The sequence below is a fragment of the Blautia sp. TM10-2 genome, assembly GCF_003480845.1.
Lineage (GTDB): Bacteria > Bacillota > Clostridia > Lachnospirales > Lachnospiraceae > Fusicatenibacter > Fusicatenibacter saccharivorans.
Map to the genome: position 1 here is coordinate 129,050 of NZ_QUJZ01000004.1, position 24,824 is coordinate 153,873.

The window sequence follows — 24,824 nt, forward strand, 5'->3', positions numbered from 1 at the left end:
AAAGGAAAGAAAAATGGGAAAAATTAAAGTAGAATCTTGTGAAATTGAAGGATTAAAAGTAATTACCCCGACCGTATTCGGCGATGAGCGCGGATATTTTATGGAGACATACAATTACAATGATTTTAAAGAAGCCGGCATTGATGTCCAGTTCGTACAGGATAACCAGTCTGCATCCAAAAAAGGTGTCCTGCGCGGACTTCACTTCCAGATCAATTACCCGCAGGACAAACTGGTACGCGTGGTAAACGGAGAAGTATTCGATGTTGCGGTTGACCTTCGCGAGGGATCCAAAACCTACGGAAAATGGTTCGGCGTCCTGCTTTCGGCAGAAAATAAGAAACAGTTCTTTATTCCGAAGAACTTTGCACATGGATTTATCGTACTCTCTGATTATGCAGAGTTTGCTTATAAATGTACCGATTTCTATCATCCAAACGATGAGGGCGGTCTGTACTTTGACGATCCGGAGATCGGCGTGGAGTGGCCGATGCCGGAAGGAATGACAAAAGAAGATCTGATTATTTCGGAAAAAGATCATAAATGGGGCGGAATTAAGGATTTAAAGAAATAAGGAGTAAAAAACATTTATGAACGTATTCAAAGAACTTTATCAGAACCGGAAACTGATCTGGAAACTGTCAAAAAATGATTTCCGCAATAAATTCGCCGGAGCGTATTTTGGCATTATATGGGCATTTATCCAGCCGATGGTGACGGTTGCTGTTTACTTTGTCGTATTCCAGCTCGGACTGCGCGTGCAGCCAGCTGCCACTGGATATCCGTATATCTGCTGGCTGGTTTCCGGTATTATTCCGTGGTTCTTCTTTTCTGATGCGCTGCCAAGTGCGTCAAATTGTCTGCTGGAATACAGTTATCTGGTAAAGAAGGTCGTATTTAAAATCAGTGTACTTCCGATTGTAAAGGTGATTTCTTCCCTGTTTGTACATCTGTTCTTTATTGTGTTTGCTATTTTGATTTTTGCACTGATGGGAAAACTTCCGCCGGTTCAGATTATCCAGATCGGGTACTATACCTTTGCGGTGATCTGTCTCGTCGTTGTACTTTCCTATCTGACCTGTTCCATCACACCGTTTTTCCGCGATTTCGGCCAGATTATCAATGTAATTCTGAATGTCGGCATGTGGGCAACCCCGATTCTGTGGGATACCACAACAATTCCGAATATTCCGAACTGGCTGAACAGCCTTCTGAAGCTGAATCCTCTGTACTATATTGTCCAGGGATATCGTGACAGCTTTATGAATGGACTCTGGTTCTTCGAGCATCCATGGCACACCCTTTACTTCTGGGCTTTTGTGCTTATGGCAGGACTAATCAGTTCCAAAGTGTTCAAGCGCCTCCGGGTTCATTTCTCAGATGTATTATAGGAGGATGGAATGAGCACAGAAAATACAGAAACAGTAATTTCAATTAACCATGTCAGCAAGGTCTACAAGCTGTTTGAAAAGCCGATGGACCGTCTGAAAGAATCGCTTTCACTGACACATAAAAACTATCACACCGATCATTTTGCGCTGGAGGATATCTCACTTGAGGTGCATAAGGGCGAGTGTGTCGGTATCATTGGAACGAACGGTTCCGGAAAATCCACACTGCTGAAAATCGTCACAGGTGTCTTAAACCCGACGAGCGGAAACGTGGAGTTAAAGGGAAGAGTCAGTGCCATTCTGGAACTGGGTGCAGGCTTTAACATGGAGTATACCGGTATTGAGAACATTTTCCTGAACGGAACGATGCTTGGCTATACCGAGGAGGAGATGAAGGCAAAGCTCGACGATATCATTGCGTTTGCAGAGATCGGTGACTTTATCAATCAGCCGGTTAAGACGTATTCCAGCGGTATGTTTGCCCGCCTTGCCTTCGCGGTTGCGATCAATGTGGATCCGGATATTCTGATTGTCGATGAGGCCTTAAGCGTCGGAGACATTTTCTTCCAGTCCAAGTGTTACCGGAAATTTAACGATCTGAAAGAAGCAGGAAAAACGATCCTTTTCGTTTCCCACGATATGGGCAGCGTCATCAAGTACTGTGAGAGATGTCTTCTGATTAACAAAGGAAAACAGGTGATGGTTGGAAAATCGTCGGAGGCAGTCGATGTCTACAAGAAGATTCTTGCCAACCAGTACGATGACGAGACAAAAGAAGAGGAAGAGACCGAAGAGAGTGCAGAACAGACCGAAGAGAGAACCGAAGCAGATGCATCCGGTGCCGTATCGGCAGAAAAGCCGAAAAAAGGCCTCTGGAGAGAACGCCTGATTGCGAATGCGCAGCTGGTAGAGTATGGAGACAAGGCTGCGGAGATCGTGGACTTTGCGATTATCGACCACAAAGGTATGATTACATCTTCTGTGGATAAAAACCAGAGATTCCGCATCAAGATGAAAATCAAGTTCCATGAAACGATGGAGCATCCGATTTTTGCCTTTTCGATCAAAGACCGGAAGGGAACGGAGATTACCGGAACGAATACGGCGCTGGAGGATTACACAAAAGACGTGGTGGAAGCAGGAAAGACCGTCACGGTATGCTTTGACCAGATCATGCCGCTGCAGAGCGGACAGTATCTGATGTCGTTTGGATGTACCAGCTACCATCTGGAAGAGCTGGTGATCCACCACAGACTGTACGATGCTTGCTTCCTGGAAGTCTTCTCCATGAAAGACACCGTAGGATTTTTTGATATGAACTCTACCGTGACCTACGAGTAGGATGCGGAGGATAAACGACGGGGGTTATATGAAAGAAACAATAGGAAATGTTCTTTTGAACCTGGATTATTATGACGGCGAAGATGCTTACAGCGACGGCAGCATTGAGGACCGGCTGCTGGAGATCGTCAAGACGACGCCGAAAGAGGATTACCAGAAGGTAATCCTCACAGAAAAAAGCTGGCCGATTTTTTATCATCTCTCTCCGGAACGGGAAAATATTCTGGACTGGTATGAGTGGAAAGACGATGCTTCCGTATTTGAAGTCGGAGCCGGCTGCGGAGCCATTTCCGGCGTGCTCTGCAGAAATGCAAAGCGGGTAGTGGCAAACGATCTGTCGAAGCGGCGCAGTACGATCAATGCCTACAAAAATCAGGATGCGTCCAACCTGGAGATTATGGTTGGAAACTTTAATGTTGTTGCAGAAAAAATGGAAGAACGCTTCGATTACGTGACACTGATCGGTGTTCTGGAGTATGCAAAAAGCTATATTGGAAAGGATAATCCGTATCCGGAATATCTGGAAAAGATCAATCGTCTCTTAAAACCGGGCGGAAAAATCCTGATTGCGATTGAGAACCGTCTGGGACTGAAGTATTTTGCCGGCTGCAGGGAAGACCATGTGGGCCGGGAATTTGCCGGAATTGAAGGATATCCGGGGATCGATTTTGTCGAGACATTCAGCAAACCGGAGCTGGAGCAGATGCTGCAGGAAAACGGTTTTTCGAAGTTTAAGTTTTATTATCCCTATCCGGATTACAAATTTCCGGCGGTCATTTATTCGGATGAATATCTGCCGAAGCCGGGTGAATTGAGAAAAAATCAGCGGAATTTTGATGCTGACAGGATCACACTTTTTGACGAAGGCAAAGCATTTGACGGAATCCTGAAGTCCGGTCTGTTTCCGGTTTTTTCCAATTCCTTTCTGATTGAAGTGGAGAAAAAGGAGTAAACGTATGAGGAAAGTTCTGTATACGAAATTTTCGAGAGAACGTCGGAACGAATTTCAGATTATGACCCGGATTACAGAAGAGGATGGGATCCGGCGTGTGTGGAAGCTTCCGCTGCAGAAAGAGGGAGAACTCCACATCCGGCATATGTATGAAAACTATAGAAAGCTGGAGCATCTGTACGCCTATGCGGGCGTACAGATCTGCCCATGCGAACTGGATGAAGAAAAATGCGCGCTTGCATTTCCTTTTGTAGAAGGGGAAAGTCTGGAAACGCGCATTTCCCGTCATGGAAAAGAAAAAGATTTTGCATCGCTGAAAAAGGATTATGAACTGCTGTATCAGATCATTGCATCGGCAAAAGGGCAGAAATCCTTTGTGGAAACCGATGCGTTCTGTGAGGTGTTCGGCCATCCGGCATTGAAAGAAGGACTTGCCGCAGCGGAGATTTCCAATATTGACATGATTCCGGGCAACCTTCTTCTGGATGGAGAAAAGGTCTGGGTGGCAGACTACGAGTGGGTATTCCCGTTTGCCGTACCGATTGCATTTATCTATGCGCGGAGCGTCTTTTTACAGGAGGCGGCGAGTGCACTGACGAAGGAAGAGCAGGAAGAACTGTACGCCATTGGCGGTATTTCCATGGAAGAGATTCCGGTATACTACCATATGGAAGAGTGCTTCCAGGAATTCGCGGCCGGAAAGGGTGAGCCAAATGCGCTCGCCACGTTCTATGGAAAACTGCACCGGCACAATTATCCGCTTTCTATCTGGGAAAAAGAAAAAATGATGTACCCGGTTGTGCTCACCGAAACAGCACCGGAGGAGAGAGAACTCTATTATGAGGACTGCTTCGGCTTGGATGAGCAGAAGGTGATGATGCTTGAAAAGGCAGACGCGGACGGAGAGCTTTCCCTTCAGCTGATGCAGGAGGGGGCTGTCATTAAAATCCGTTCTCTCGCGGGCGTATGCAGCGATGGGAAGACGGAACGTATCGCTTTTTCGCACAACGCCGAGCTTGAGATTATCGACGACTATTATTTCCTTGGAACGCCGGTTCTGAAATTCCGGAATGCCGGTTATGAACAGATCCGGATTGATTACCGGATTTACTACAAAGGCGATGGCGTTACGTCCCAGTTTATTCAATATATCCGTCAGAATAAAGATCTGAGGGATGAACTGAACGGGGAGATTTATCGGAAAGGCCAGCTGCAGGCAGAAATCGAAGCAGAAAAAGCGGCACTTGCACACAGGGAAGAAGAACTCCAGGAAACGAGAAAACAGAAGCAGTTTCTGGAGGAAGAGCTGGAGCGGATGCGCCAGCGTAAGGTTGTGCGTATGGCAGATAAAGTGCAGCATGTGATAAAAAGGAGTAAATAACTATGGATGTATCCATTGTCATTCCTACCAAAAATGGTGGGCATCTGTTTGAAAAAGTGCTGGATGCCGTTTTCAAACAGAAGACAGAGTATGAATATGAAGTAATTTGCGTGGATTCCGGGTCAAAGGACGGAACTCTCGATGTGATCCGCAAATATCCATGCCGTTTGTTTCAGATTGAGCCGTCCGAATTTGGACATGGAAAAACGAGAAACTATGGTGCTTCCAAAGGAAACGGAACGTATATCATCTTTATTACGCAGGATGCGCTTCCAGCGACCGATACCTGGCTGCAGAATTTCATTGATGCCATGAAGATGGACCCGGAAATCGTGGGAGGATTCGGGATTCATTATCCGTATCCGGACTGCAATCTGCTTGACAAGCGTGATCTGGACGGCCATTTTAAAGGATTTGGAGAAACTAATACGATTTTCCACCTTGATGATCCGGAACGCTACGAAAGAGAAGAAGGATATCGTCATTATCTGGCGTTTTTCTCCGACAATAACTCCTGTATCCGAAGAGATATTTTTGAAAAATATCCGTATGAGGATGTCAACTTTGCCGAGGATCAGATCTGGGCGAGAAAGATGATTGAACTCGGATTCAAAAAAGTATACTGCCCGTATGCACCGGTATATCATTCCCACAATTTCAAACTCAGAACGTATTTCAAACGGTATTATGATGAGCAGAAGGGATTATATGAAGTTCATCAGTATATGATTGCACAGAAATGGACGCAGCTTCCGGGCATGCTGTACCGTCAGGTGAGAGGGGACTGCGTGTATATCCGTCAGCAGCCGCTCAGTAAAAAAGAGAAAATCCACTGGGCATTTTATTCCCTGTTTCGCAATTTTGACCGCTTTGTGGGCGGCTATCTCGGCGGAAAATACCATCTGTATTCCAAACGGAAACAACAGTTCCTGGATCGTCACATTTCGCAGCAGTACGATCAGAGACATGCATAGAAGAAAGGAAAAAGAAACGTGAAAAAACCAAATGTAGCATACCGTGCGTTACGGTATCTGAAGAATCATGGATTAAAAGAAACGATTGAGCGCGCAAAACAGGGCAATGAGCCGGCTGTACCGCCGAAGAACAACGTCATCGGATTTTACAGATTTGTCGTAGACAACGATCCGATCCCGTTCAATCAAAAAGAGTATGAGAAACATAAAAACGACAAGAAAAAGATCCTGAATTGGGTTGTACCGGAAATGGGACCTGGTTCCGGCGGTCATACCACCATTTTCCGTTTTATTTCCAACCTGGAGCGCCTCGGTTTCCACAGTAGAGTTTATCTCTACATGTCCCCGAATTTTCAGGATAATGCGTCCATCCGCAAATTCCTAAAAGAGTACTTCCCGCTTCTTGTGCCGGAAGTAGAAGTTTACTGCGATGTATCCCAGATGAAATTTGCACATGCAACCGTAGCAACCTCCTGGACCACCGCTTACTACGTAAGAAAATTCCAGAATACGATTTCGAAGTTTTACTTCGTACAGGATTTCGAGCCGCATTTCTATGCACACGGTTCGGAGTATGAGTTTGCAGAGAACACGTACAAGATGGGATTCCGAGGAATCACAGCAGGAGACTGGCTGCGGGATATCATGAGAAATGAATACGGCATGCAGGCAGACAGCTTCCATTTCTCCTACGATGACAAGGTATATCAGCCGAAGGAAAAGCAGGACAACGAGAAGAGAGTTTTCTTCTATGCCCGCCCGGTTACCCCGAGACGTGATTTTGAGCTCGGTATGCTGGCACTCAATGAGCTGTGCCGCAGAATGCCGGAGATCGAGGTTGTTTTCGCGGGATGGGATGTCAGCGGCTATGAGATTCCGTTCAAACACAGAAATTTAGGTATCGTAACACCGCAGGTGCTGGCAGATTCCTATGCGATCTGTGATATGTGCCTTGTTATTTCGAATACCAACCTTTCCCTCGTACCGTTCGAGGTTATGGCCTGCAACTCGGTCGCTGTCTGCTCCAAGGGTGCAAACAGCAGTTGGATGGTAAATGAGGAAAACTCCATTCTGGTTGACTATGATCCGATCCAGATCGCAGATAGAATGGAATATTACTTCAACCACCCGGATGAGCTGGCTACAATCCGCAAAAAGGGAATGGATTTCGTAAAGGGAACCTCCTGGTACAAAGAAGCCGAAAAAGTTTACGCAAGTATGCTAAAAGGAATTGAGGAAGATGAGAAAAAACTGCAGTAAGGATGTGAGCAGAGAACGCAGAATCGAGATTCTGTTTGTATTCGGCGTATTCCTGTTTTACTTTTTGTGGTCCTGTACGCAGCGATACAATTTCTCGTCGGATGAATCAATGCGGTATCAGATTCCACAGTTCATTTATGAATATGGGAAGCTTCCGCGGGGTGACGAACCGCTGATTCGGAATGAGGATTGGGGGATTTCCTATGCATTCAATCCGATTCTCTCCTATATGGCATCTGCAGTTTTGATGAAGGGGATGAGCCTGTTTTCCACGGATGAGTGGATGCTGCTCATTTCCGCCCGTTTTGTAAATGTTCTGCTGGGAGCGCTTACTGCCTGGGTGGTCTTAAAGACGGCAAAGCTGTTGTTTCCAAGACGCTACGCATGGATGTTTACGACTCTGGTGGTTTTCCTGCCGGGCAATGTGATTTTATATTCCTATGTCAACTGCGACGCGCTTGCAATGTGTTCGACGGCCATTATCTTTTATTCCTGGGTAAAGGCGTACAAAGAGGGATGGAGCTGGACCACGTGTGCGGTATCGGCCGTTGGAATGGGAATCTGTTTCTTGTCGTATTACAATGCGTATGGATTTATTCTGATGACGTTTTTCTACTTTGTGGGAACGATGCTGACGGACCAGTCGAAACCGGTCAAAGAACGATGGAAAGAAATGATCCAAAAAGGTCTTTTTATTTTGGTGATCGTCTGTGTCATTGCTCTGTGGTGGTTTATTCGAAATGCTATTCTCTATGGAGGAGATTTTCTGGGACGCCAGGCATCGAGCGCAAGCGCGGAACTGTATGCAAGATACCAGTACAAGCCGTCGCACATCAAGACCTTCCAGAAAAAAGGAGGCTCCATGTTGCATATGATCTTCTATAAGCCGAGTTTTCTGGAACATGACTGGCTGGTAACAGTGCTGTACAGCTTTGTCGGCGCGTTTGGCTACAATAAGATTTATCTTTCCACGATGATTATTGTTCCGTACCTCTGCTGTCTTCTTGTCGGTCTCATTCTGATGCGGAACTGTTGCCAGAGAGACTTTTTCTTCTGGAATGCAGACGGCACGCAGACGGCTCTTACCGGAAAAACGAAGAGAAAATGGAGTAAACTGGGATGGTTTACCTGGGCTAATGTGTTTGCCCTGCTGATCCCGAATTATCTGAATGCGTATTACTCCTACAGTTCTGATTTTCAGCCGCAGGGACGATACAGCATGCCGATGCTGATTCCGCTGATGTATTTCGTGACGAAGGGTGTGCAGGCGTTCCTGAAACGGGAGAAAAAACTACAGAAGTATGAAAAATTGTTCTGTATTCTGGTCTGTGTGGCGGCAGCGGCATTAGCGGCATTTACTTGGGCGAGAATCATCTATCCGATGTACTTGCAGAACTACTACGGATTGCGGTAAGCGGAACAGAGAAAGAAAGCGGTGAAACGTTTGGAAAAAATTTCAGTGCTGACAGCAAAATTAAAAAAAGCTGTTGCAGAAGAAGGAATCGGCGGTCTGGCTGGGCGTACGAAAGGGTACCTTGCGCGGGCAAAAAAAGAAAAAGAGTTTCAGAGAGAAAAATCCCGGGTCTACCGGGATATTCTCTTTATCAGTGGCTGCAATGAACAGCTGCCGCATCCACACCGGTACCGCGTGGTGCATCAGATGGAGCAGCTGGAGGCAGGCGGATATACGTGTGATACGGTTTATTTTCAGGAGCTGAAGCCCTGGATGGTACGTTGCTACGGCGCGTTCGTGATTTTCCGCTGCCCGATGACGGACACCCTGCGGGAATTTGCCACAATGGCAAAGCAGATGAACAAGCCTCTGTGGTACGATGTGGATGATCTTGTGATCGATACGAAATACACCGATCAGATTCCGTTTCTCGACCGGATGCAGCCGGAAGAACGGCAGGCATACGATCAGAATGTCCGAAACATGGGCGAGCTGCTTTCCCTCTGCGATGCGGCGGTTACGACGACAGCGGCGCTGGCAGAAGAACTGAAGCAGTACGTACCGGAGGTGCTGATCAACCGCAACTGTGCGTCAGATGAGATGCTGCTACTGTCCGAGGCGGTGTTAAAAGAAAAACAGAAAAAGAACGAAGCAGATGGAACGGCGAAAAAAGTACGCCTTGGCTATTTCAGCGGCAGTGCGACGCATCTGGACGACATCGAGATGATCGTTCCGGTGCTGAAACAGTTGCTTGGCAAAAATCCGAACCTGGAACTCCTCATCGTGGGAATTCTGGAACTCCCGGTGGAGCTGAAACTGTTTGCTTCCCAGATCCAGATGGAGGGCTTTGTCGATTACCAAAAACTGCCGGAGCGGATTGCGTCGGTGGATATCAACTTGGCTCCGCTTACCGATACGATTTTTAACCGTGCGAAATCGGAAAATAAATGGGTGGAAGCGGCTCTGGTGCAGACTGTGACAGCAGCCAGCAATCTCGGCGCTTTTGCTGAGATGGTACAGGATGGAGAAGACGGCGTACTCTGCCGAGACGAAGCGGAGTGGTTGGAAAAACTGCAGTGGCTGATCGACGACGAACCGGCACGAAAAGCCATTGCCGGACGGGCATATGGCCGGTGCAGCCGCGAGTGTGTCACAATCTTTCATGCCACCGGGATTTGCGAGTGGGTGGAGCGCCACTGGAATCTACGCTGTGCCTTTGTGCTTCCAGCGATGGAGATCAGCGGAGGCATCCGCGTTGCACTTCTTCATGCGGAAATGCTGGTAAAAGCAGGAGCGCAGGTCAGCCTCTTTACTCTGGAAGGGGAGGCGGAGTGGTATCATGAGGGTGATTTCCATTTTCCGGTGCTGTCGGCCGAGCGAGAGAAACTGCAGGGAACGCTGGATCTTGCGGTAGCGACGATGTGGAATACCGCAGAGTTCGTCGAACAGTCCAGCAAGATCCGAAAGAAAAAATATCTGGTGCAGAATTTTGAAGTTGGATTTTATCCGCCGGGAAGCCCGTACCGGATCGCAACTTCGGCGACTTACCGGATGAGGAGCCCGATGGAGTACGTAACCATTTCCAAATGGTGTCAGAACTGGCTGCGGGAGGAATACCATACCGAAGCAGCCTATCTTCCGAACGGCATCGATCCGTCCTTCTATCCGAAACGGGGGCGGGATCTGCAGGGAAAAATTCGGATTCTGATCGAGGGAGACTGCAGCGCGGAGCATAAAAACGTGGACGAGAGCTTCCGTATCGTGGAACAGCTGGATCTGGAAAAATTCGAGATCTGGTACATGTCCTACAATGGAAATCCGAAATCCTGGTACCGCGTGGACCGCTTTTTACACCGGGTTCCATATGAAAAAACACCGGAAGTCTATGCGGCGTGTGATATCCTGCTGAAAACAAGCCTGCTGGAAAGCTTTTCCTATCCGCCGCTTGAGATGATGGCGTCCGGCGGCTACGTCGTTGCTGTGCCGAACGGTGGCAATCTGGAATACCTGAAAGATGGGGAAAACTGTATTCTCTATCCGCAGGGAAATCTCGCGGAGGCAAAAGCGGCGATTGAGCGTATTCTGACAGATGCGGAACTGAGGAAAAAACTGGATACGGGAGCAGAAGAGACGGTAAAGGAAAGAAACTGGAAAAGAATCGAACCACAGATTTTAGAACAGTATCTTGGAAAATAAATAAGCAACAAAAAGGGCTGTCGCACTAGCAAATATTTCTGGCGGTAGCTCTGCGTTATACCCAAATGGCATCGAAATCGGTTGCGTTTTCGATGCCATTCTTTACTTCTTATAGGAAAGTTCGACTTCCGTCGAACTCTTGAATCAGGATCATCCGTTGGACGGGAGGTCCTGATTGCTTATAAATTAGAAGATCAGTGCCGTTTGTTTCGGTTATTGCGGCGTCTGTTTCTGCGTTTCCGTCTCTTTCTCGCGTTGTTGATCACGACAATGATCAGAATCAGAAAAGCGACACCGTTCAGGCCAAGCAGAATATAGAGCAGTGTGGAGAGAAAAGAAATTTTCTTGGTTTCTTCCGGTGTTGGAATATCTGTGCTGTCGGTTTCTTCTGATGAATCGGAGGAAACCGAAGAACTGTCGGAAACAGTACATGGAGCGGAAACCTCGGCTGTTCCGATGAAGTGATCATCGAAAAAATACTGGCGGGTGTACGGTTCCTCAACGGAAGCGCCGTCCGGATCGGTGTAGGTTGCAGTTTCAATTTTCGCATTCTTTGGAAGCGTTACCACACCGGAAAGACTTTCCTTTTTTGCGTTCTTCAGGGTATAATGTGTAAAATTATCATAACCGAAATCAAGTACGGTACGGGTATCGTTGATATAATCGAGGTTATCACAGGTTAAAACAACGCAGACCAGCGTCATATTGCCTCGCTTGGCAGCGGTAACGAGTGTGTTGTGTGCCTCATCGGTATAACCGGTCTTTCCGGCGAAAGCACCCTTGTATCCCCACTGACCGTCCTGGAACAGCAATGCGTGGTGGTTCTGAAGATCACGCGGTGTCGAGGTCATATTGGTCGGCTGAATTGTGTAGGTCAGATCGGACTCGATGCGGCAGAAGGTCTCGTTTTTGATGCACTCCTGCATAATGAGTGCCATATCGTGTGCACTGGTGTAGTGGTTCGGATCTGGCAGACCGTTTGCATTGACAAAATGGGTATTCGTGCAACCAAGTGCAGCGGCGCGTTCGTTCATCATGGCGGCGAAACCTTCCTCGCTTCCGGCAATGTCGATGGCAAGCTGTGTGCAGACCTCATTTGCCGAGGCAAGAAGAATCGCGTGAAGAGCATCCTCCACTGTGATCGTTTCGCCAAGCTGAACGTTGATGCGGGCATTTCCCGGAATGGATTCGCTGACAGCATGTTCGCCGAAGGTAACGGTGTCGGTCATCTGCTTGTTTTCAATGATCAGCAGAGCCGTCAGAATCTTGGTGATGCTGGCAGGATAGCGCTGCTCGTCCATGTTTTTATCGTATAAAACAGCACCAGTATCGGCATCGAGTAAACAGACAGCGCCGGAATTGTTTTCCGGTCCTTCGGGCCAGGTGGTGACTGTTTTTTTATCGGTTGTGGCAAAAATCGTCTGCGGGAGGCAGGACGCGGCAAAAACAAAAGCAAGCAACAGGCATAAAAATGTGCGGGCTGCAGAATTCTTTCTAATCATAACTCACTCCTTCTGATCCAGCGGGTACAGCTGCATAAGACTGTCCGGGCAGCGGATCTCTCTAAAATGTATTAGACACACTTTTATTATTATAACATAAAGCGAGCAGGGAAGAAACACATAATTTCTTAATATTTTCAGTCGGGATTTGCAAAATGCAGTAAAATAGAGTATAATGCGAACGAGTTCATACGGAAAAAACAAAAAACCTGAAAAACAAAAACCCCAAGGAGTTAAAAAAAGTGTCAGATATGAAATGGCTCCGTTTTATACGGAAATTGAAACCTTACAACATACAGAAGGGACTGCGTTACCTGAAACATTATGGCCCAAAGGAATTCCTGATCCGTCTTTCGGAGAGGATGGAGCCGGAGGAGGTTCCGTACGGACCGTGGCGGGAGCAGTACTGCGCAAAAGAGGAGGACCTGGCGTGTCAGAAAAATCATAAATTTTCTTATTGTCCGAAGATCAGCGTTGTTGTTCCGGCTTACCGTACGCCGGAAATTTTTCTGCGTCAGATGATCGAATCCCTGGAAAAACAGAGTTATGAAAACTGGGAACTGGTGATCGGAAATGCCAGCCCGGAGGATGAGACGATGGCGCGCATCCTGAAAGAGTATACCGGAAAAGATCCGCGCGTAAAGAACGTTCCGATTCCGGAAAATATCGGCATTGCAGAGAATACAAATGCAGCGCTTGCCGCAGCAGCGGGAAATTTCGTCGGTTTTATGGATCACGACGATCTGCTTGCGCCGGATGCACTCTTTGAAATTGCCATCCGTCTGGAAAAAGATCCGTCCATCGATGCTTTTTATACCGATGAGGACAAGGTACGGACCGATCTGTCCGAGTATTTCCAGCCGCATTTCAAACCGGATTTCAATCTGGATCTGCTGCGGTCAAACAATTATATCTGCCATTTCTTCGTTGTACGGCGGGAGATTGCGGAGAAAACCGGCGGCCTTCGTCCGGAATACAATGGGGCGCAGGATTATGATTATATCTTCCGCTGCACGGAAATGGCGGGAAAAATTGTACACATTCCGAGAGTTTTATATCACTGGAGGGTCCACAGCGCTTCCACCGCAGACAATCCGGCAAGCAAGCTGTACGCGTATGAGGCCGGAAAAAAGGCAATTGAGGGAAACCTTGCGCGCTGCGGCGAAGAGGGAACCGTCACACTGCGTTCGGATTATGGCTTCTACGATGTAGATTATAAACTGCGGGGAACGCCTCTGGTTTCGATTCTGATCCCGAACAAGGATCAGGCCGATACGTTACGCACCTGTCTGGAATCCATTAAGAAGAAGTGCATGTATCCATCCTATGAGATTCTGATTATTGAGAACAACAGCACTGAGGAAGCAACGTTTTCCTATTACAAAGAACTCGAAGCACAGGGCATCCGTGTCCTGAAGTATCCAAAACAGGGCTTTAACTATTCTGCGATCAATAATTTCGGCGTCAAAGAGGCAAAGGGAGAGTATCTCCTGTTTCTCAATAACGATATGGAAATTATCACACCCGATTTTATGGAAAAGATGGTGTCCAATCTGCAAAGACCGCAGATCGGGGCGGTCGGCGCGAAGCTGTATTACCCGGACAACACGGTGCAGCATGCGGGTATCATCATCGGTATCGGCGGCATTGCGGGCCACGCCTTTTTAGGTCTGGCGCGCGGAAGAAGCGGCTACCTGCATAAGGCATCGCTCCAGATGAATGTGAGTGCGGTGACAGCAGCGTGCATGATGATGAAAAAAGAGGTTTTTGAGGAGGTCGGCGGCTTTGAAGAAGAACTGTCCGTCGCTTTCAATGATGTTGATCTGTGCCTGCGCATTGGAAAAGCAGGTTATAAAATCGTATACAATCCGCACGTGGAGCTGTACCATTATGAATCGAAATCCAGGGGAGCAGAGGATGACGAGAAGAAGGTGCGCCGCTTCCAGTCGGAAATCGAATTTATGCGCAGCCGCTGGATTGGGCTGTTAAAGGCAGGAGATCCCTGCTACAATCCAAATTTAACGCTGGCATCGTGGAACTATGGACTGCGTGCCGACGGCAGGGGAGTAAAACCATGGACAAAGTAGCAGTTGTAATACCAAATTATAATGGATACCGGTATCTGGAGACGTGCTTTGCAGCGCTTGCAAAGCAGACCTTTACGGAATTTACCACATATTTCGTGGACAATGGTTCACAGGATGAGAGCTGTGCGTTTCTGCGGGAACACTACCCGGAGACGAAAATCATCCAGCTCGATGATAACTATGGCTTCAGCCGTGCGGTCAACGAAGGCATCCGCCAGTCGAAGGAGCCGTATGTGATCCTTTTAAACAACGACACCGAAGTGTTCCAGGACTTTGTCGAGCGCCTTTATGAGGGAATCTGTAAAAGAAAGAATGCGTTTGCATGCAGCGCAAAGCTGATTTCCTATCAGGAGCGTGATAAAATCGACGATGCGGGAAATTACTATAATATGCTGGGATGGGCATTCGCAAGAGGAAAAGGAAAACCGGTCAGTGAATTTGAAACGTCCGACCGGATTTTTGCGGCCTGCGCCGGAGCAGCAATCTACCGCCGGGAATTTCTGGAAAAGACCGGACTTTTTGACGAAGAACATTTCGCTTATCTGGAAGATACCGACATCGGCTATCGTGCGCGGCTTTTGGGCTACGAGAACTGGTATGAGCCGTCCGCGAAGGTTTACCACGTCGGAAGCGGAACGAGCGGTTCCCGGTATAACCTCTTTAAAATCCGTTATTCTTCCAGGAACAATATTTATCTGATCTATAAAAATATGCCGGTTTTACAGATTTTGCTTAACCTGCCGGCCTTTATCCTCGGTTTTTCGGCAAAACTGGTCTTTTTTGCATCGAAGGGATACGGAAAAGAATATCTGGCAGGAATCAAGAATGGTTTTTTCATCTGCCGGAAGCCGGAAAACAGAGCAAAAAAGATCCGTTTTGAGTGGAAGCGCCTCGGCACGTATTTTGTCATCGAATGGGAGCTTTTTATCAATGTGTTCCGGAGATTTCTGGAGAGGGCATAAGGATTCTTTCAAAAGATTACGAAAAAGTTAAAAAGTTTACGGAAATAAGAAGAATGTTAGAAAAATATGATTGCTCTTTTTTGGAACTTATTGTATAGTTAGGGGTAGGGAATTTTTAAATCCCGAAAAAAACAGATAAGGTGAACGAATTTGATCAACGATAATCAGAAATATTTTGACCGGATGCACGTTCTGATCGATGCCCTGGTGCTCGCACTTTCCTACGTACTGTCCTGGTACTGCTATGTGCGGCTGGGCGTTATGAATAATCATCCGGAGAGGGGAATTCTGCCGCCGGCGACGTATATGATGGCACTGCTCTATATCGTGCCCGGCTATCTGCTGCTTTACTATGCATTCAATCTCTATGCATCCAAGCGTTTTCAGGGAAGACGTCTGGAATTTGCCAATATCTTAAAAGCGAATACGGTTGGATTTCTGGTCTGGCTGGCCAGCCTTTACATGGTGCGCCAGGTTCACTTTTCCCGTGGTATGCTCTGCATCTTCTTTGTGCTGAATGTGACACTGGAAACGATCGTAAGAAATCTGATCCACTATATCTTAAGCAATATGTGGAAACACGGCCGCAACCAGAAGCAGATTCTGATGGTCGGCTACAGCCGTGCGACCGAGGAATACATTGACCGGATCATTGCAAACCCAGAGTGGGGCTATCTCGTCCGCGGAATCCTCGATGACCATGTCAAAGCGGGAACGATGTACCGCGGTGTCAAGGTTCTTGGAAGAATCAACAATCTTTCAGTCATTCTGCCGGAAAACAAACTGGATGAAATTGCCATTACCCTTGGCCTGAACGAATACTTCCGCCTGGAGGAGATCGTTGCCATGTGTGAAAAATCCGGCGTACATACCCAGTTTGTGCCGGATTACCACAACATCATTCCGACAAAGCCGTACACAGAAGACCTGCAGGGACTTCCTGTCATCAATATCCGCTATGTGCCGCTTTCCAACACGTTCAACGCGATGCTGAAACGGATTGTGGATATTTTCGGCGCGTTCGTGGCGATCATTCTGTTCTCACCGGTGATGCTGTTTTCCTGCATCATGATCAAGCTGACCTCACCGGGTCCGCTGATCTACCGTCAGACACGCGTCGGACTGCACAACAAACCGTTTGAAATGTACAAGTTCCGTTCGATGGAAGTTCAGACGGAGGAGAAAGAAAAGAAGGCATGGACCGTGAAGAATGACCCGCGTGTGACGGGATTTGGAAAATTCATGCGCCATACCAGCATTGATGAGCTTCCACAGCTCTTTAACATCTTAAAAGGAGATATGAGCCTGGTCGGACCGCGGCCGGAGCGACCTTTCTTTGTGGAAAAATTCCGGGAGGAAATCCCGCGTTATATGGTAAAACATCAGGTGCGTCCCGGTCTTACGGGGTGGGCACAGGTGAATGGATACCGGGGAGACACTTCCATCCGAAAGCGTATTGACTGTGATCTGTATTATATTGAAAACTGGACGCTGGGACTTGATTTTAAAATTCTGTTCCTGACCTTTTTCAAAGGATTTGTGAATAAAAACGCTTACTAAAAGATAAGGGGAAAAGAGATGTCGAAGAAGAATTACAAAAAGAGCAGAAAATACAAAAAAATGCGCCGCAGAAAAATAATTTTCGGAATTGAAATCACCGTTCTGCTGATTCTTTCCGGAATTCTGTTCGTCTACGCATGGATCAACCGTTCGATGGATAAGATGAATCAGGATACGCTGGACAGCTCCCAGATTCAGATCAACAGTGAAGTAAAGGCAAATACCGATCTCTCACAGATGTCCGGTACACAGGTCATCGCGCTGGTCGGCGTGGATGCCAGAGGTGTGAAAGGCTCCGAGCTGGCAGAAAGCATGAACAGTGACACTATTATTCTCTGTTGTATTGATCACGACAAGCAGGAAATCCGTATGGTGTCGATTATGCGTGACACCTGGATGAATATGGCGAAATATACCGATGAATATTATGAGTTTGACAAAGCCAATTCCGCATACAACCGCGGCGGCCCGGAGAGTATGCTCTCCATGCTGAATACAAACCTTGACTTTGCACTGACCGATTACGTTACCGTAAACTTCAAGGCACTCGCCGATGCGATTGATGTCCTGGGCGGTCTCGACATCGAGATGACAAATGCAGAGTGTGTTCATGCAAACAACTACAACAGAGAGGTATCGGAAGCACAGGGCGTAGAGTATGAAGCTATTCCGTATGATGAGGACCTTGGGGATGATTACAGCGAAGTACGTCATGTCAGCGGTGCGCTTGCTACCTCCTATGCGCGGATCCGTTATGGCGGCGGTGATGATGCAAAACGTACCAGCCGTCAGCGAATTGTTATCAATCTTATGGTACAGAAGCTGAAACAGAATCCGACCAAGATTCCGGAAATTCTGGACAAGGTGATGGGAAATGTCAGCACCAGTCTTACCAAGAATGAAATCCTGGAACTTGGTATGCATGCGGTAACGTATACGATGGGAACCTCCTATGCCTATCCGTTCCAGCTCTGCTATGGTGAAAATGTAGTGAATGCCATTGGTGAGGATGTTGTAATTCCGGTTACGCTGGAGTTCAATGTAAGAGAGCTGCATGAATATCTGTATCCGGGTCTTTCGTATGAACCGTCTGCGGCTGTTACAGAGTACAGCGACTACATTGCAAGAAAGAGCGGTTACGATGAAGATATGATCGGCTATGTGCTGAACCAGGGGCCTGGTGCAGAGGCAGATTCGGTGATCGCAGGCGACTAAATACGAGGGAGAAAACCAGACATGAAATTCTATACCGTTGATGTTATGATACCAACGTATAAACCAGGGCAGGAGTTCGCCGAGCTTCTGCCCCGCCTTTTGGAACAGACTTACCCGATCCGGTCGATCCGGGTTGTAAACACAGGGAAAAAGTTCTGGAACCCGGCGTGGGAGCAGTTATCGGATAAAATTATGGTAGAGCATATCCGGCCAAGCGAATTTGACCACGGCGGAACGAGAAGGGCGATGGCAGAAAGTTCGGATGCGGATCTTCTGCTTTTTATGACCCAGGATGCCATGCCGTACGACAATGCGTGCGTGGAACATCTGGTGGAAAAATTTTCACTGCCGCATGTGAAGGCGGCCTATGCGCGGCAGCTTCCGCGGGATGACTGCCGTACACTGGAACGGTTTACGAGAGGCTTTAACTATCCGGAGGAGAGTGATATCAAGGATGCCGGTGATCTGCCAAAACTTGGTGTTAAGACTTTTTTCTGCTCCAATGTCTGTGCAATGTATGACCGCAGGACATATGAAGAGCTGGGTGGATTTGTAGAAAGCACCTTGTTTAACGAAGATATGATCTATGCCGGGCATCTTGTGCAGGCGGGCTATGCGATTGCCTATGCGGCAGATGCGAAGGTGGTACATTCCCACAATTACGGTTGTCTGGCACAGCTTCACCGCAATTTCGACCTCGGTGTATCCCAGGCACAGCATCCGGAGATCTTTGATGCGTATCCGTCTGAGGGTGAGGGAATCCGTATGGTGAAAAAATCGGCATCCTACGTCTGCAAAATTCATAAGCCGTGGCTGCTCGTCACGTTATTTTTTCAAAGCGGATTCAAATATGTGGGATACTTCCTCGGAAAACGATACAAAAGCCTTCCGGACGGTGTGATCCGCTGGTGTACCTCAAACAAAACGTGGTGGGAATATCACGGAAAGATAAGAAAAAAACGAAATAGAAGATAAGTGAAAGTAAAAAACAAAAATAAAAAGATTTTGTAAGTAAATACGAAATGCTCCATAAGGTTGACAGAGAACGGAGCAGCGTGGTAAAAAAGTAAAGAACAAGAAATTAGAAGGCGGCATAACCTGAAAACAGAACAAGGGTGCCGCCTTTTGCTGTTAGGAGGAAAAAATCTATGTGTGGAATTGTTGGATATATTGGAACCTGCCAGGCTGCCCCGGTGCTGCTGGACGGATTGTCAAAGCTGGAGTACCGCGGATACGATTCGGCCGGAATTGCTGTATACGATGGAAACAAAATTCAGATGCAGAAAGCAATGGGCCGTCTGAAGGTGCTTGAGGAAATGACACAAAATGGAGCGACACTTCCGGGTACCGTAGGAATCGGACATACGAGATGGGCAACGCATGGGGCACCTTCCGATCTGAATGCACATCCGCATTTCAATAAAGACCACTCGATTGTCGTTGTACACAATGGAATTATTGAGAATTATCTGAAATTAAAGAAAAAACTGATGTCCAAAGGATATGAGTTCCTTTCGGAGACAGATACCGAGGTAATTGCCCATATGCTGGATTACTATTATAACGGCGATCCGCTTGCAACGATCACAAAGGTTATGCACCGCATGGAGGGATCGTATGCACTGGGTATCCTGTTCCGCGACCATCCGGATGAGGTGTATGCGGTCCGTAAAGACAGCCCGCTGATCGTTGGTACAAGTAAGAGCGGAAACCTGATTGCATCCGATGTTCCGGCTGTCCTGAAATATACAAGAGATGTCTATTTTCTGGAAAATGAGGAGATCGTGAAACTGACCCGCGATGGCCTTCACTTCTACAATATTGACGAGGAGGAGCTGGAGAAAGAGGCAACCCACATCGACTGGGATATGAATGCGGCAGAAAAAGGCGGCTATGAGCATTTCATGCTGAAAGAGATGCATGAGCAGCCAAAAGCCGTAAAAGATACCCTGACGCCGCGTATTAAGAACGGTGATGTTGTGATCGAAGAACTCGGCATGACCGATGAGGAGATCCGCGCGATCCGCAAAATCTTTATCGTTGCCTGCGGTTCTGCATACCACACCGGTGTAACCGCAAAATACGTCTTCGAAAAGCTGGCAAGAATCCCGGTTGAGGTAGATCTGGCAAGCGAATTCCGCTACCGTGATCCGATTCTGCAGGAAAATACGCTCGTGGTCATCGTCAGCCAGTCGGGTGAGACGGCCGATACCCTCGCGGCTCTCCGCCTTGCAAAAGAAAAGGGCGTGCGTACCCTTGGCATCGTAAACGTAGTTGGAAGTTCGATTGCAAGAGAGGCAGACAATGTCATGTATACCTGGGCCGGTCCGGAGATCGCTGTTGCGACAACGAAAGCGTACAGCACACAGCTTATCGCGCAGTACCTTCTGGCGATGAAGTTTGCCAAAGTACGCGGAACCGTTTCACAGAATGACTTCGATGCGATGATCCAGAGCCTTGAGCGCCTGCCGGAGCAGATTTCCCTGCTGCTGTCCCACAAGGAGAACGTACAGCGTTTTGCCAACCGTTATCTTGCGGCAGAACACGTCTTTTTCATCGGACGCGGCATCGACTATGCAATCTCGATGGAGGGCTCCCTGAAGCTGAAAGAGATTTCCTACATCCACTCCGAGGCGTATGCAGCCGGTGAGCTGAAACACGGAACCATTTCCCTGATTGAGGACGGACGCCTTGTCGTAGCCGTGCTGACCCAGCCGGAGCTCTACAAGAAAACGATCAGCAATATTCAGGAAGTGAAGACACGAGGCGCGTTTGTCATGGCGGTAACGACCGTTGGCAATACAGAAGTGGAAAAAGTAGCCGACTACGTAGTTTACCTGCCGGAGACAAATCCGATTTTTGCAAACTCCCTGGCGATCATTCCGCTGCAGCTCTTTGGCTACTACGTATCGATCGGCAGAGGCCTCGATGTGGATAAACCGAGAAACTTGGCGAAATCGGTTACGGTAGAATAAAAACCGCAGCATAAAATTCCTCTTTTTTCAAAATTATCACAGTTTCAACACAATTCTAACGTACAATAGGCAGTAGAAAATGAAGAAAGAAATAAGAGCACTGTGTATTGGTGCCTGAGATAGAAAAGAGAAAGAGGGATCAGCCATGAGTGAAGAATTCAAAAAAGAAGAAATAAATGGTGAGGCAGCAGAGAAAACCAAAGCTGCAGAGCATACAGAAGAAGTAAAAGCAGAAACGACAGCAGAGCAGAGTGCAGCAGAGACGGAAAAACCGCAGGAAACCGCAGAAGCGCCGAAGGCGGAAGAAAAGAAAACGACAACCTACAGCTGGGTGAATCCGAAAATCAGCGGAAAGACCGGCGAGGAGAATAACAGCGCTTCCTACACCGGAGAACCGGACCCGTCGGAGGCAAAGGCAGAGCGGACATCTTCTGCAAAGACAGAACATTATCAGTACCAGTCACAGACACAGAGTGCTCCGAAGCAGGAAAAACCACAGTTTTCTGCCGTTCCGCAGCCGCAGGATCACAAAAAGAAAGCGAAAAAACCAATGTCAGCCGCAAAAAAATGGGGCATGACACTTGCCATGGCAGCGTGCTTCGGACTCGTGGCAGGCGGTGTTTTCATTGGGACTGCAGCAGTCGGTACGAAAGTGATCGGTACAGCAACAGAGCAGAAGCAGGAAGTTACAATTCCGACGACCACCACAACAACGGCAGCAGACAGCAGTGATACCTCCGATACCGTAAAAGCAACCGGCGAGATGTCCGTGAAAGATGTTGCATCGAGTGCGATGCCGTCTCTGGTAGCAATTTCTACGACAACGGTGGAAGAAGTTGAGACATTCTTCGGAACCACAAGCCAGGAAGTTCCTGCAAGCGGAACCGGAGTTATTGTCGGACAGAACGACGATGAGCTCCTGATTGCGACAAACAACCACGTTGTCAGCGGTGCGACGTCTCTTTCCGTCAGCTTTATCGACGATGAGACGGTAGAAGGCCAGATCAAAGGTACCGATGCGGACAATGACCTTGCTGTTGTTGCAGTAAAACTTTCCGACATCAAGGACGAGACAAAGAGCCAGATCAAAATTGCCGTGATGGGAAATTCCGATGACCTTGAGGTCGGTGATCAGGTTGTGGCAATCGGAAATGCACTGGGAACCGGCCAGTCCCTGACGAGCGGATATATCAGTGCAAAAGACCGTACGATCTCCAGTCAGGATGAGAGTACCGGCGAGACGATTACTTCTGAGGGACTGATCCAGACCGATGCAGCCATCAACCCTGGAAACAGCGGCGGCGCCCTTCTGAACATGAACGGTGAGCTGATCGGCATTAACGAAGCAAAATACAGCTCCACACAGGTCGAGGGCATGGGCTTTGCGATCCCGATTTCGAAAGCGGAGCCGATTCTGCAGAACCTGATGAACCTGACAACAAGATACAAAGTCAGCGATGATAAGGCCGCTTATATCGGAATCAACATGGCGGATGTCAGCGCAGATGTTTCCCAGAACTACGGTATTCCGACCGGTGTCTGCATCATGAGCGTTGTGGACGGCAGCCCGGCAGCCGATGCGGGCTTCAAGAAAGGCGATGTTATCACCACGTTTGATGGAAGAAGCATCTCGAACGCCAAAGGCTTAAAAGAGACACTGACCTATTATGCGGCAGGCGAGACCGTAGATGTCACCGTACAGCGTGCGGACAACGGTGAGTACAAAGAAGTAACACTGACGCTGACCCTTGGCTCTGCAGCAGATATGCCGCAGACGAGCGGAAGCAGCAACGGAACCACAAACGATGGAACCGGAAGCTCCGATCAGAATGACCAGGGTATTCAGAATCCGTTTGGCAACAGATAAAAACTCGAAATAACTATTTCCTAAGAGAAAAAAGACGGACAGCACAGGAATATGAACGCCTGGCTGTCCGCCTTTTTTTGCATTTTTTGATATAATTTTTTGAATTTGTAAAATTCTTAAAAAAGTTGGTAATTTTTAAGAAAGTTTTTACTTGTGACCCTATGGCTTTTGGGCTATAATCAAGCTAGACCAAGCGATCTATTACAGAAAGGAATTTGAAAAATCATGTCAGAAGAGAAAGACAGAGTGGACGGTACCGCGGACGAAACTAAGGCGGAAACAAAAAGCTCTGACCATCATACAGAAGATACCTATGAAAAAGTCTGCTTCATGTGCCGCAGACCGGAGAGCAAAGCCGGAAAGATGATTACCCTTCCGGGAAACATCAATATCTGCCCGGACTGCATGCAGAAGAGCTTTGATACCATGAACCAGAACCCGGGCCAGATCAATGAGATGATGAATAATATGAACAACATGCCGAATATCGGCATGCTCGATCTCTCCGGGCTTTCCAACCAGATCCCGAACCGGCAGCGGGTAAAGAAAAAAGAAGAAAAGAAGAAAACAAAAGAATTTTCCATCAAGGACATTCCGCCGCCGCACCGGATCAAGGCGATGCTTGACGAATACGTTATCGGCCAGGACCGTGCAAAGAAAGTCATGTCGGTTGCCGTTTACAACCATTACAAACGTGTCTTTGCACCGCAGGACGGAAATATCGAGATCGAAAAATCCAACATGCTGATGATCGGACCGACCGGTTCCGGAAAAACGTATCTGGTGCAGACACTGGCACGCCTCTTAGATGTGCCGCTTGCCATCACGGACGCCACATCCCTTACCGAAGCGGGTTATATCGGTGATGATATTGAAAGCGTGGTATCTAAGCTTTTAGCGGCCGCAGACAACGATGTGGAGCGCGCGGAGCACGGTATCATCTTCATTGACGAGATCGACAAGATTGCGAAAAAGAAAAATACAAACCAGAGAGACGTCAGCGGAGAAGCCGTACAGCAGGGAATGCTGAAGCTCCTCGAGGGCAGCGACATCGAAGTTCCGGTGGGAGCCAACAGCAAAAATGCGATGGTTCCGCTCGAGACCGTCAATACCAGAAACATTCTCTTTATCTGCGGCGGTGCCTTCCCGGATCTGACGGACATCATCAAGGAGCGTCTGAACAAGACAGCTTCCATTGGCTTCCAGGCGGATCTGAAGGACAAGTATGATGGGGATAAGAACCTGCTGTCACAGGTGACCTTAGAAGACCTTCGGACTTTCGGTATGGTGCCGGAGTTCCTTGGCCGTCTGCCGATCGTATTTACGCTGGAGAGTCTCAATGAGGATATGCTGGTCGAGATCTTAAAAGAACCGAAAAATGCGATCCTGAAGCAGTATAAGAGACTGCTCGAACTCGACGAGGTGAAACTGGAATTTGATGATGATGCACTTCGCTCTATTGCAAGAAAAGCGCTGGAAAAAGATACCGGTGCGAGAGCACTCCGTTCGATCATCGAGGATTTCATGCTGGATATCATGTATGAGATTCCAAAGGACAGCAGCATCGGAGAGGTTATCATCACAAAAGACTATATTGAAAAGACCGGCGGGCCGACGATTCTCCTGCGCGGTCAGGAAGTTCCAAAGTTAGAGCAGAAATAAGGTAACTGGAAAACACAGCGGAGCAGACGTGAAACTGGCGTTTTCT

18 protein-coding genes are annotated in these 24,824 nt (G+C 47.8%); 17 read left to right on the forward strand and 1 reads right to left on the reverse strand.

Features of this window, described 5'->3' with window-relative positions; all coding sequences use genetic code 11:
* Positions 1-13 precede the first annotated feature (13 nt).
* The 9 genes from rfbC to DXD92_RS05295 are packed head-to-tail and all read left to right on the forward strand — an operon-like array spanning position 14 to position 10,948.
* Complete coding sequence (gene rfbC, locus DXD92_RS05255; protein WP_022462980.1) at positions 14-574, forward strand: dTDP-4-dehydrorhamnose 3,5-epimerase; 561 nt, start codon at positions 14-16, stop codon at positions 572-574.
* A 16-nt stretch (positions 575-590) separates the two neighbouring features.
* Entirely contained in the window at positions 591-1,391 is an 801-nt protein-coding gene (locus tag DXD92_RS05260) for an ABC transporter permease (RefSeq protein WP_055219413.1), read from the forward strand.
* Between the two features lie 9 nt (positions 1,392-1,400).
* Positions 1,401-2,732: an ABC transporter ATP-binding protein gene (locus DXD92_RS05265; protein WP_117801715.1), complete on the forward strand. Its 1,332-nt coding sequence runs from the start codon at positions 1,401-1,403 to the stop codon at positions 2,730-2,732.
* Positions 2,733-2,760: 28 nt separating this feature from the next.
* Positions 2,761-3,684, forward strand: coding sequence for a class I SAM-dependent methyltransferase (locus DXD92_RS05270; protein ID WP_117804382.1), 924 nt, complete (start codon positions 2,761-2,763; stop codon positions 3,682-3,684).
* 4 nt (positions 3,685-3,688) lie between these two features.
* Positions 3,689-5,065, forward strand: coding sequence for a hypothetical protein (locus tag DXD92_RS05275; protein ID WP_118600532.1), 1,377 nt, complete (start codon positions 3,689-3,691; stop codon positions 5,063-5,065).
* 2 nt (positions 5,066-5,067) lie between these two features.
* Positions 5,068-6,039, forward strand: a complete 972-nt coding sequence (locus DXD92_RS05280; RefSeq protein WP_022462975.1) for a glycosyltransferase family 2 protein — start codon at positions 5,068-5,070, stop codon at positions 6,037-6,039.
* An 18-nt stretch (positions 6,040-6,057) separates the two neighbouring features.
* Positions 6,058-7,299 (forward strand): rhamnosyltransferase WsaF family glycosyltransferase, encoded by a 1,242-nt coding sequence (locus DXD92_RS05285; protein WP_227093573.1) that lies wholly within the window; start codon positions 6,058-6,060, stop codon positions 7,297-7,299.
* A complete protein-coding gene (locus DXD92_RS05290) occupies positions 7,280-8,713 on the forward strand; it encodes an ArnT family glycosyltransferase (protein ID WP_118640229.1) in 1,434 nt (477 codons plus the stop codon). Before DXD92_RS05285 ends, DXD92_RS05290 begins: the two co-directional genes overlap by 20 nt.
* 21 nt (positions 8,714-8,734) lie before the next feature.
* Positions 8,735-10,948, forward strand: coding sequence for a glycosyltransferase (locus DXD92_RS05295; protein ID WP_416388055.1), 2,214 nt, complete (start codon positions 8,735-8,737; stop codon positions 10,946-10,948).
* 194 nt (positions 10,949-11,142) lie between these two features.
* Here DXD92_RS05295 and DXD92_RS05300 read toward each other — a convergent pair whose 3' ends face one another.
* Positions 11,143-12,450, reverse strand: a complete 1,308-nt coding sequence (locus DXD92_RS05300) for a D-alanyl-D-alanine carboxypeptidase family protein (RefSeq protein WP_118640230.1) — start codon at positions 12,448-12,450, stop codon at positions 11,143-11,145.
* A gap of 251 nt (positions 12,451-12,701) precedes the next feature.
* Between DXD92_RS05300 and DXD92_RS05305 the strand changes: the two genes are divergently transcribed.
* The 8 genes from DXD92_RS05305 (at position 12,702) to clpX (ending at position 24,778) form a co-directional block, all read left to right on the forward strand.
* Positions 12,702-14,537: a glycosyltransferase family 2 protein gene (locus DXD92_RS05305; protein WP_055219403.1), complete on the forward strand. Its 1,836-nt coding sequence runs from the start codon at positions 12,702-12,704 to the stop codon at positions 14,535-14,537.
* Positions 14,525-15,499: a glycosyltransferase family 2 protein gene (locus tag DXD92_RS05310; RefSeq protein ID WP_117509227.1), complete on the forward strand. Its 975-nt coding sequence runs from the start codon at positions 14,525-14,527 to the stop codon at positions 15,497-15,499. The genes DXD92_RS05305 and DXD92_RS05310 overlap by 13 nt, the downstream gene beginning before the upstream one ends.
* 150 nt (positions 15,500-15,649) lie before the next feature.
* On the forward strand, positions 15,650-17,059 hold the full coding sequence (locus DXD92_RS05315; RefSeq protein ID WP_117509226.1) for an undecaprenyl-phosphate glucose phosphotransferase: 1,410 nt from the start codon (positions 15,650-15,652) through the stop codon (positions 17,057-17,059).
* Positions 17,060-17,077: 18 nt separating this feature from the next.
* The gene (locus tag DXD92_RS05320) at positions 17,078-18,274 is read left to right on the forward strand and encodes an LCP family protein (RefSeq protein ID WP_118640231.1); all 1,197 of its coding nucleotides are present in this window, start codon (positions 17,078-17,080) and stop codon (positions 18,272-18,274) included.
* A 21-nt stretch (positions 18,275-18,295) separates the two neighbouring features.
* Entirely contained in the window at positions 18,296-19,249 is a 954-nt protein-coding gene (locus DXD92_RS05325) for a glycosyltransferase family 2 protein (RefSeq protein WP_055219399.1), read from the forward strand.
* Between the two features lie 173 nt (positions 19,250-19,422).
* The gene (gene glmS, locus DXD92_RS05330; RefSeq protein ID WP_118640232.1) at positions 19,423-21,249 is read left to right on the forward strand and encodes a glutamine--fructose-6-phosphate transaminase (isomerizing); all 1,827 of its coding nucleotides are present in this window, start codon (positions 19,423-19,425) and stop codon (positions 21,247-21,249) included.
* A gap of 145 nt (positions 21,250-21,394) precedes the next feature.
* On the forward strand, positions 21,395-23,116 hold the full coding sequence (locus DXD92_RS05335) for a S1C family serine protease (protein WP_118600516.1): 1,722 nt from the start codon (positions 21,395-21,397) through the stop codon (positions 23,114-23,116).
* 225 nt (positions 23,117-23,341) lie between these two features.
* Complete coding sequence (gene clpX, locus DXD92_RS05340) at positions 23,342-24,778, forward strand: ATP-dependent Clp protease ATP-binding subunit ClpX (RefSeq protein WP_022462962.1); 1,437 nt, start codon at positions 23,342-23,344, stop codon at positions 24,776-24,778.
* The last annotated feature ends 46 nt before the right edge of the window (positions 24,779-24,824 follow it).

Bases quoted from the DNA above. Each gene is read 5' to 3' on its own strand.
- rfbC (WP_022462980.1), top strand. From the start codon at position 14: ATGGGAAAAATTAAAGTAGAATCTTGTGAAATTGAAGGATTAAAAGTA.
- DXD92_RS05260 (WP_055219413.1), top strand. From the start codon at position 591: ATGAACGTATTCAAAGAACTTTATCAGAACCGGAAACTGATCTGGAAA.
- DXD92_RS05265 (WP_117801715.1), top strand. From the start codon at position 1,401: ATGAGCACAGAAAATACAGAAACAGTAATTTCAATTAACCATGTCAGC.
- DXD92_RS05270 (WP_117804382.1), top strand. From the start codon at position 2,761: ATGAAAGAAACAATAGGAAATGTTCTTTTGAACCTGGATTATTATGAC.
- DXD92_RS05275 (WP_118600532.1), top strand. From the start codon at position 3,689: ATGAGGAAAGTTCTGTATACGAAATTTTCGAGAGAACGTCGGAACGAA.
- DXD92_RS05280 (WP_022462975.1), top strand. From the start codon at position 5,068: ATGGATGTATCCATTGTCATTCCTACCAAAAATGGTGGGCATCTGTTT.
- DXD92_RS05290 (WP_118640229.1), top strand. From the start codon at position 7,280: ATGAGAAAAAACTGCAGTAAGGATGTGAGCAGAGAACGCAGAATCGAG.
- DXD92_RS05300 (WP_118640230.1), bottom strand. From the start codon at position 12,450: ATGATTAGAAAGAATTCTGCAGCCCGCACATTTTTATGCCTGTTGCTT.
- DXD92_RS05305 (WP_055219403.1), top strand. From the start codon at position 12,702: ATGAAATGGCTCCGTTTTATACGGAAATTGAAACCTTACAACATACAG.
- DXD92_RS05310 (WP_117509227.1), top strand. From the start codon at position 14,525: ATGGACAAAGTAGCAGTTGTAATACCAAATTATAATGGATACCGGTAT.
- DXD92_RS05320 (WP_118640231.1), top strand. From the start codon at position 17,078: ATGTCGAAGAAGAATTACAAAAAGAGCAGAAAATACAAAAAAATGCGC.
- DXD92_RS05325 (WP_055219399.1), top strand. From the start codon at position 18,296: ATGAAATTCTATACCGTTGATGTTATGATACCAACGTATAAACCAGGG.
- glmS (WP_118640232.1), top strand. From the start codon at position 19,423: ATGTGTGGAATTGTTGGATATATTGGAACCTGCCAGGCTGCCCCGGTG.
- DXD92_RS05335 (WP_118600516.1), top strand. From the start codon at position 21,395: ATGAGTGAAGAATTCAAAAAAGAAGAAATAAATGGTGAGGCAGCAGAG.
- clpX (WP_022462962.1), top strand. From the start codon at position 23,342: ATGTCAGAAGAGAAAGACAGAGTGGACGGTACCGCGGACGAAACTAAG.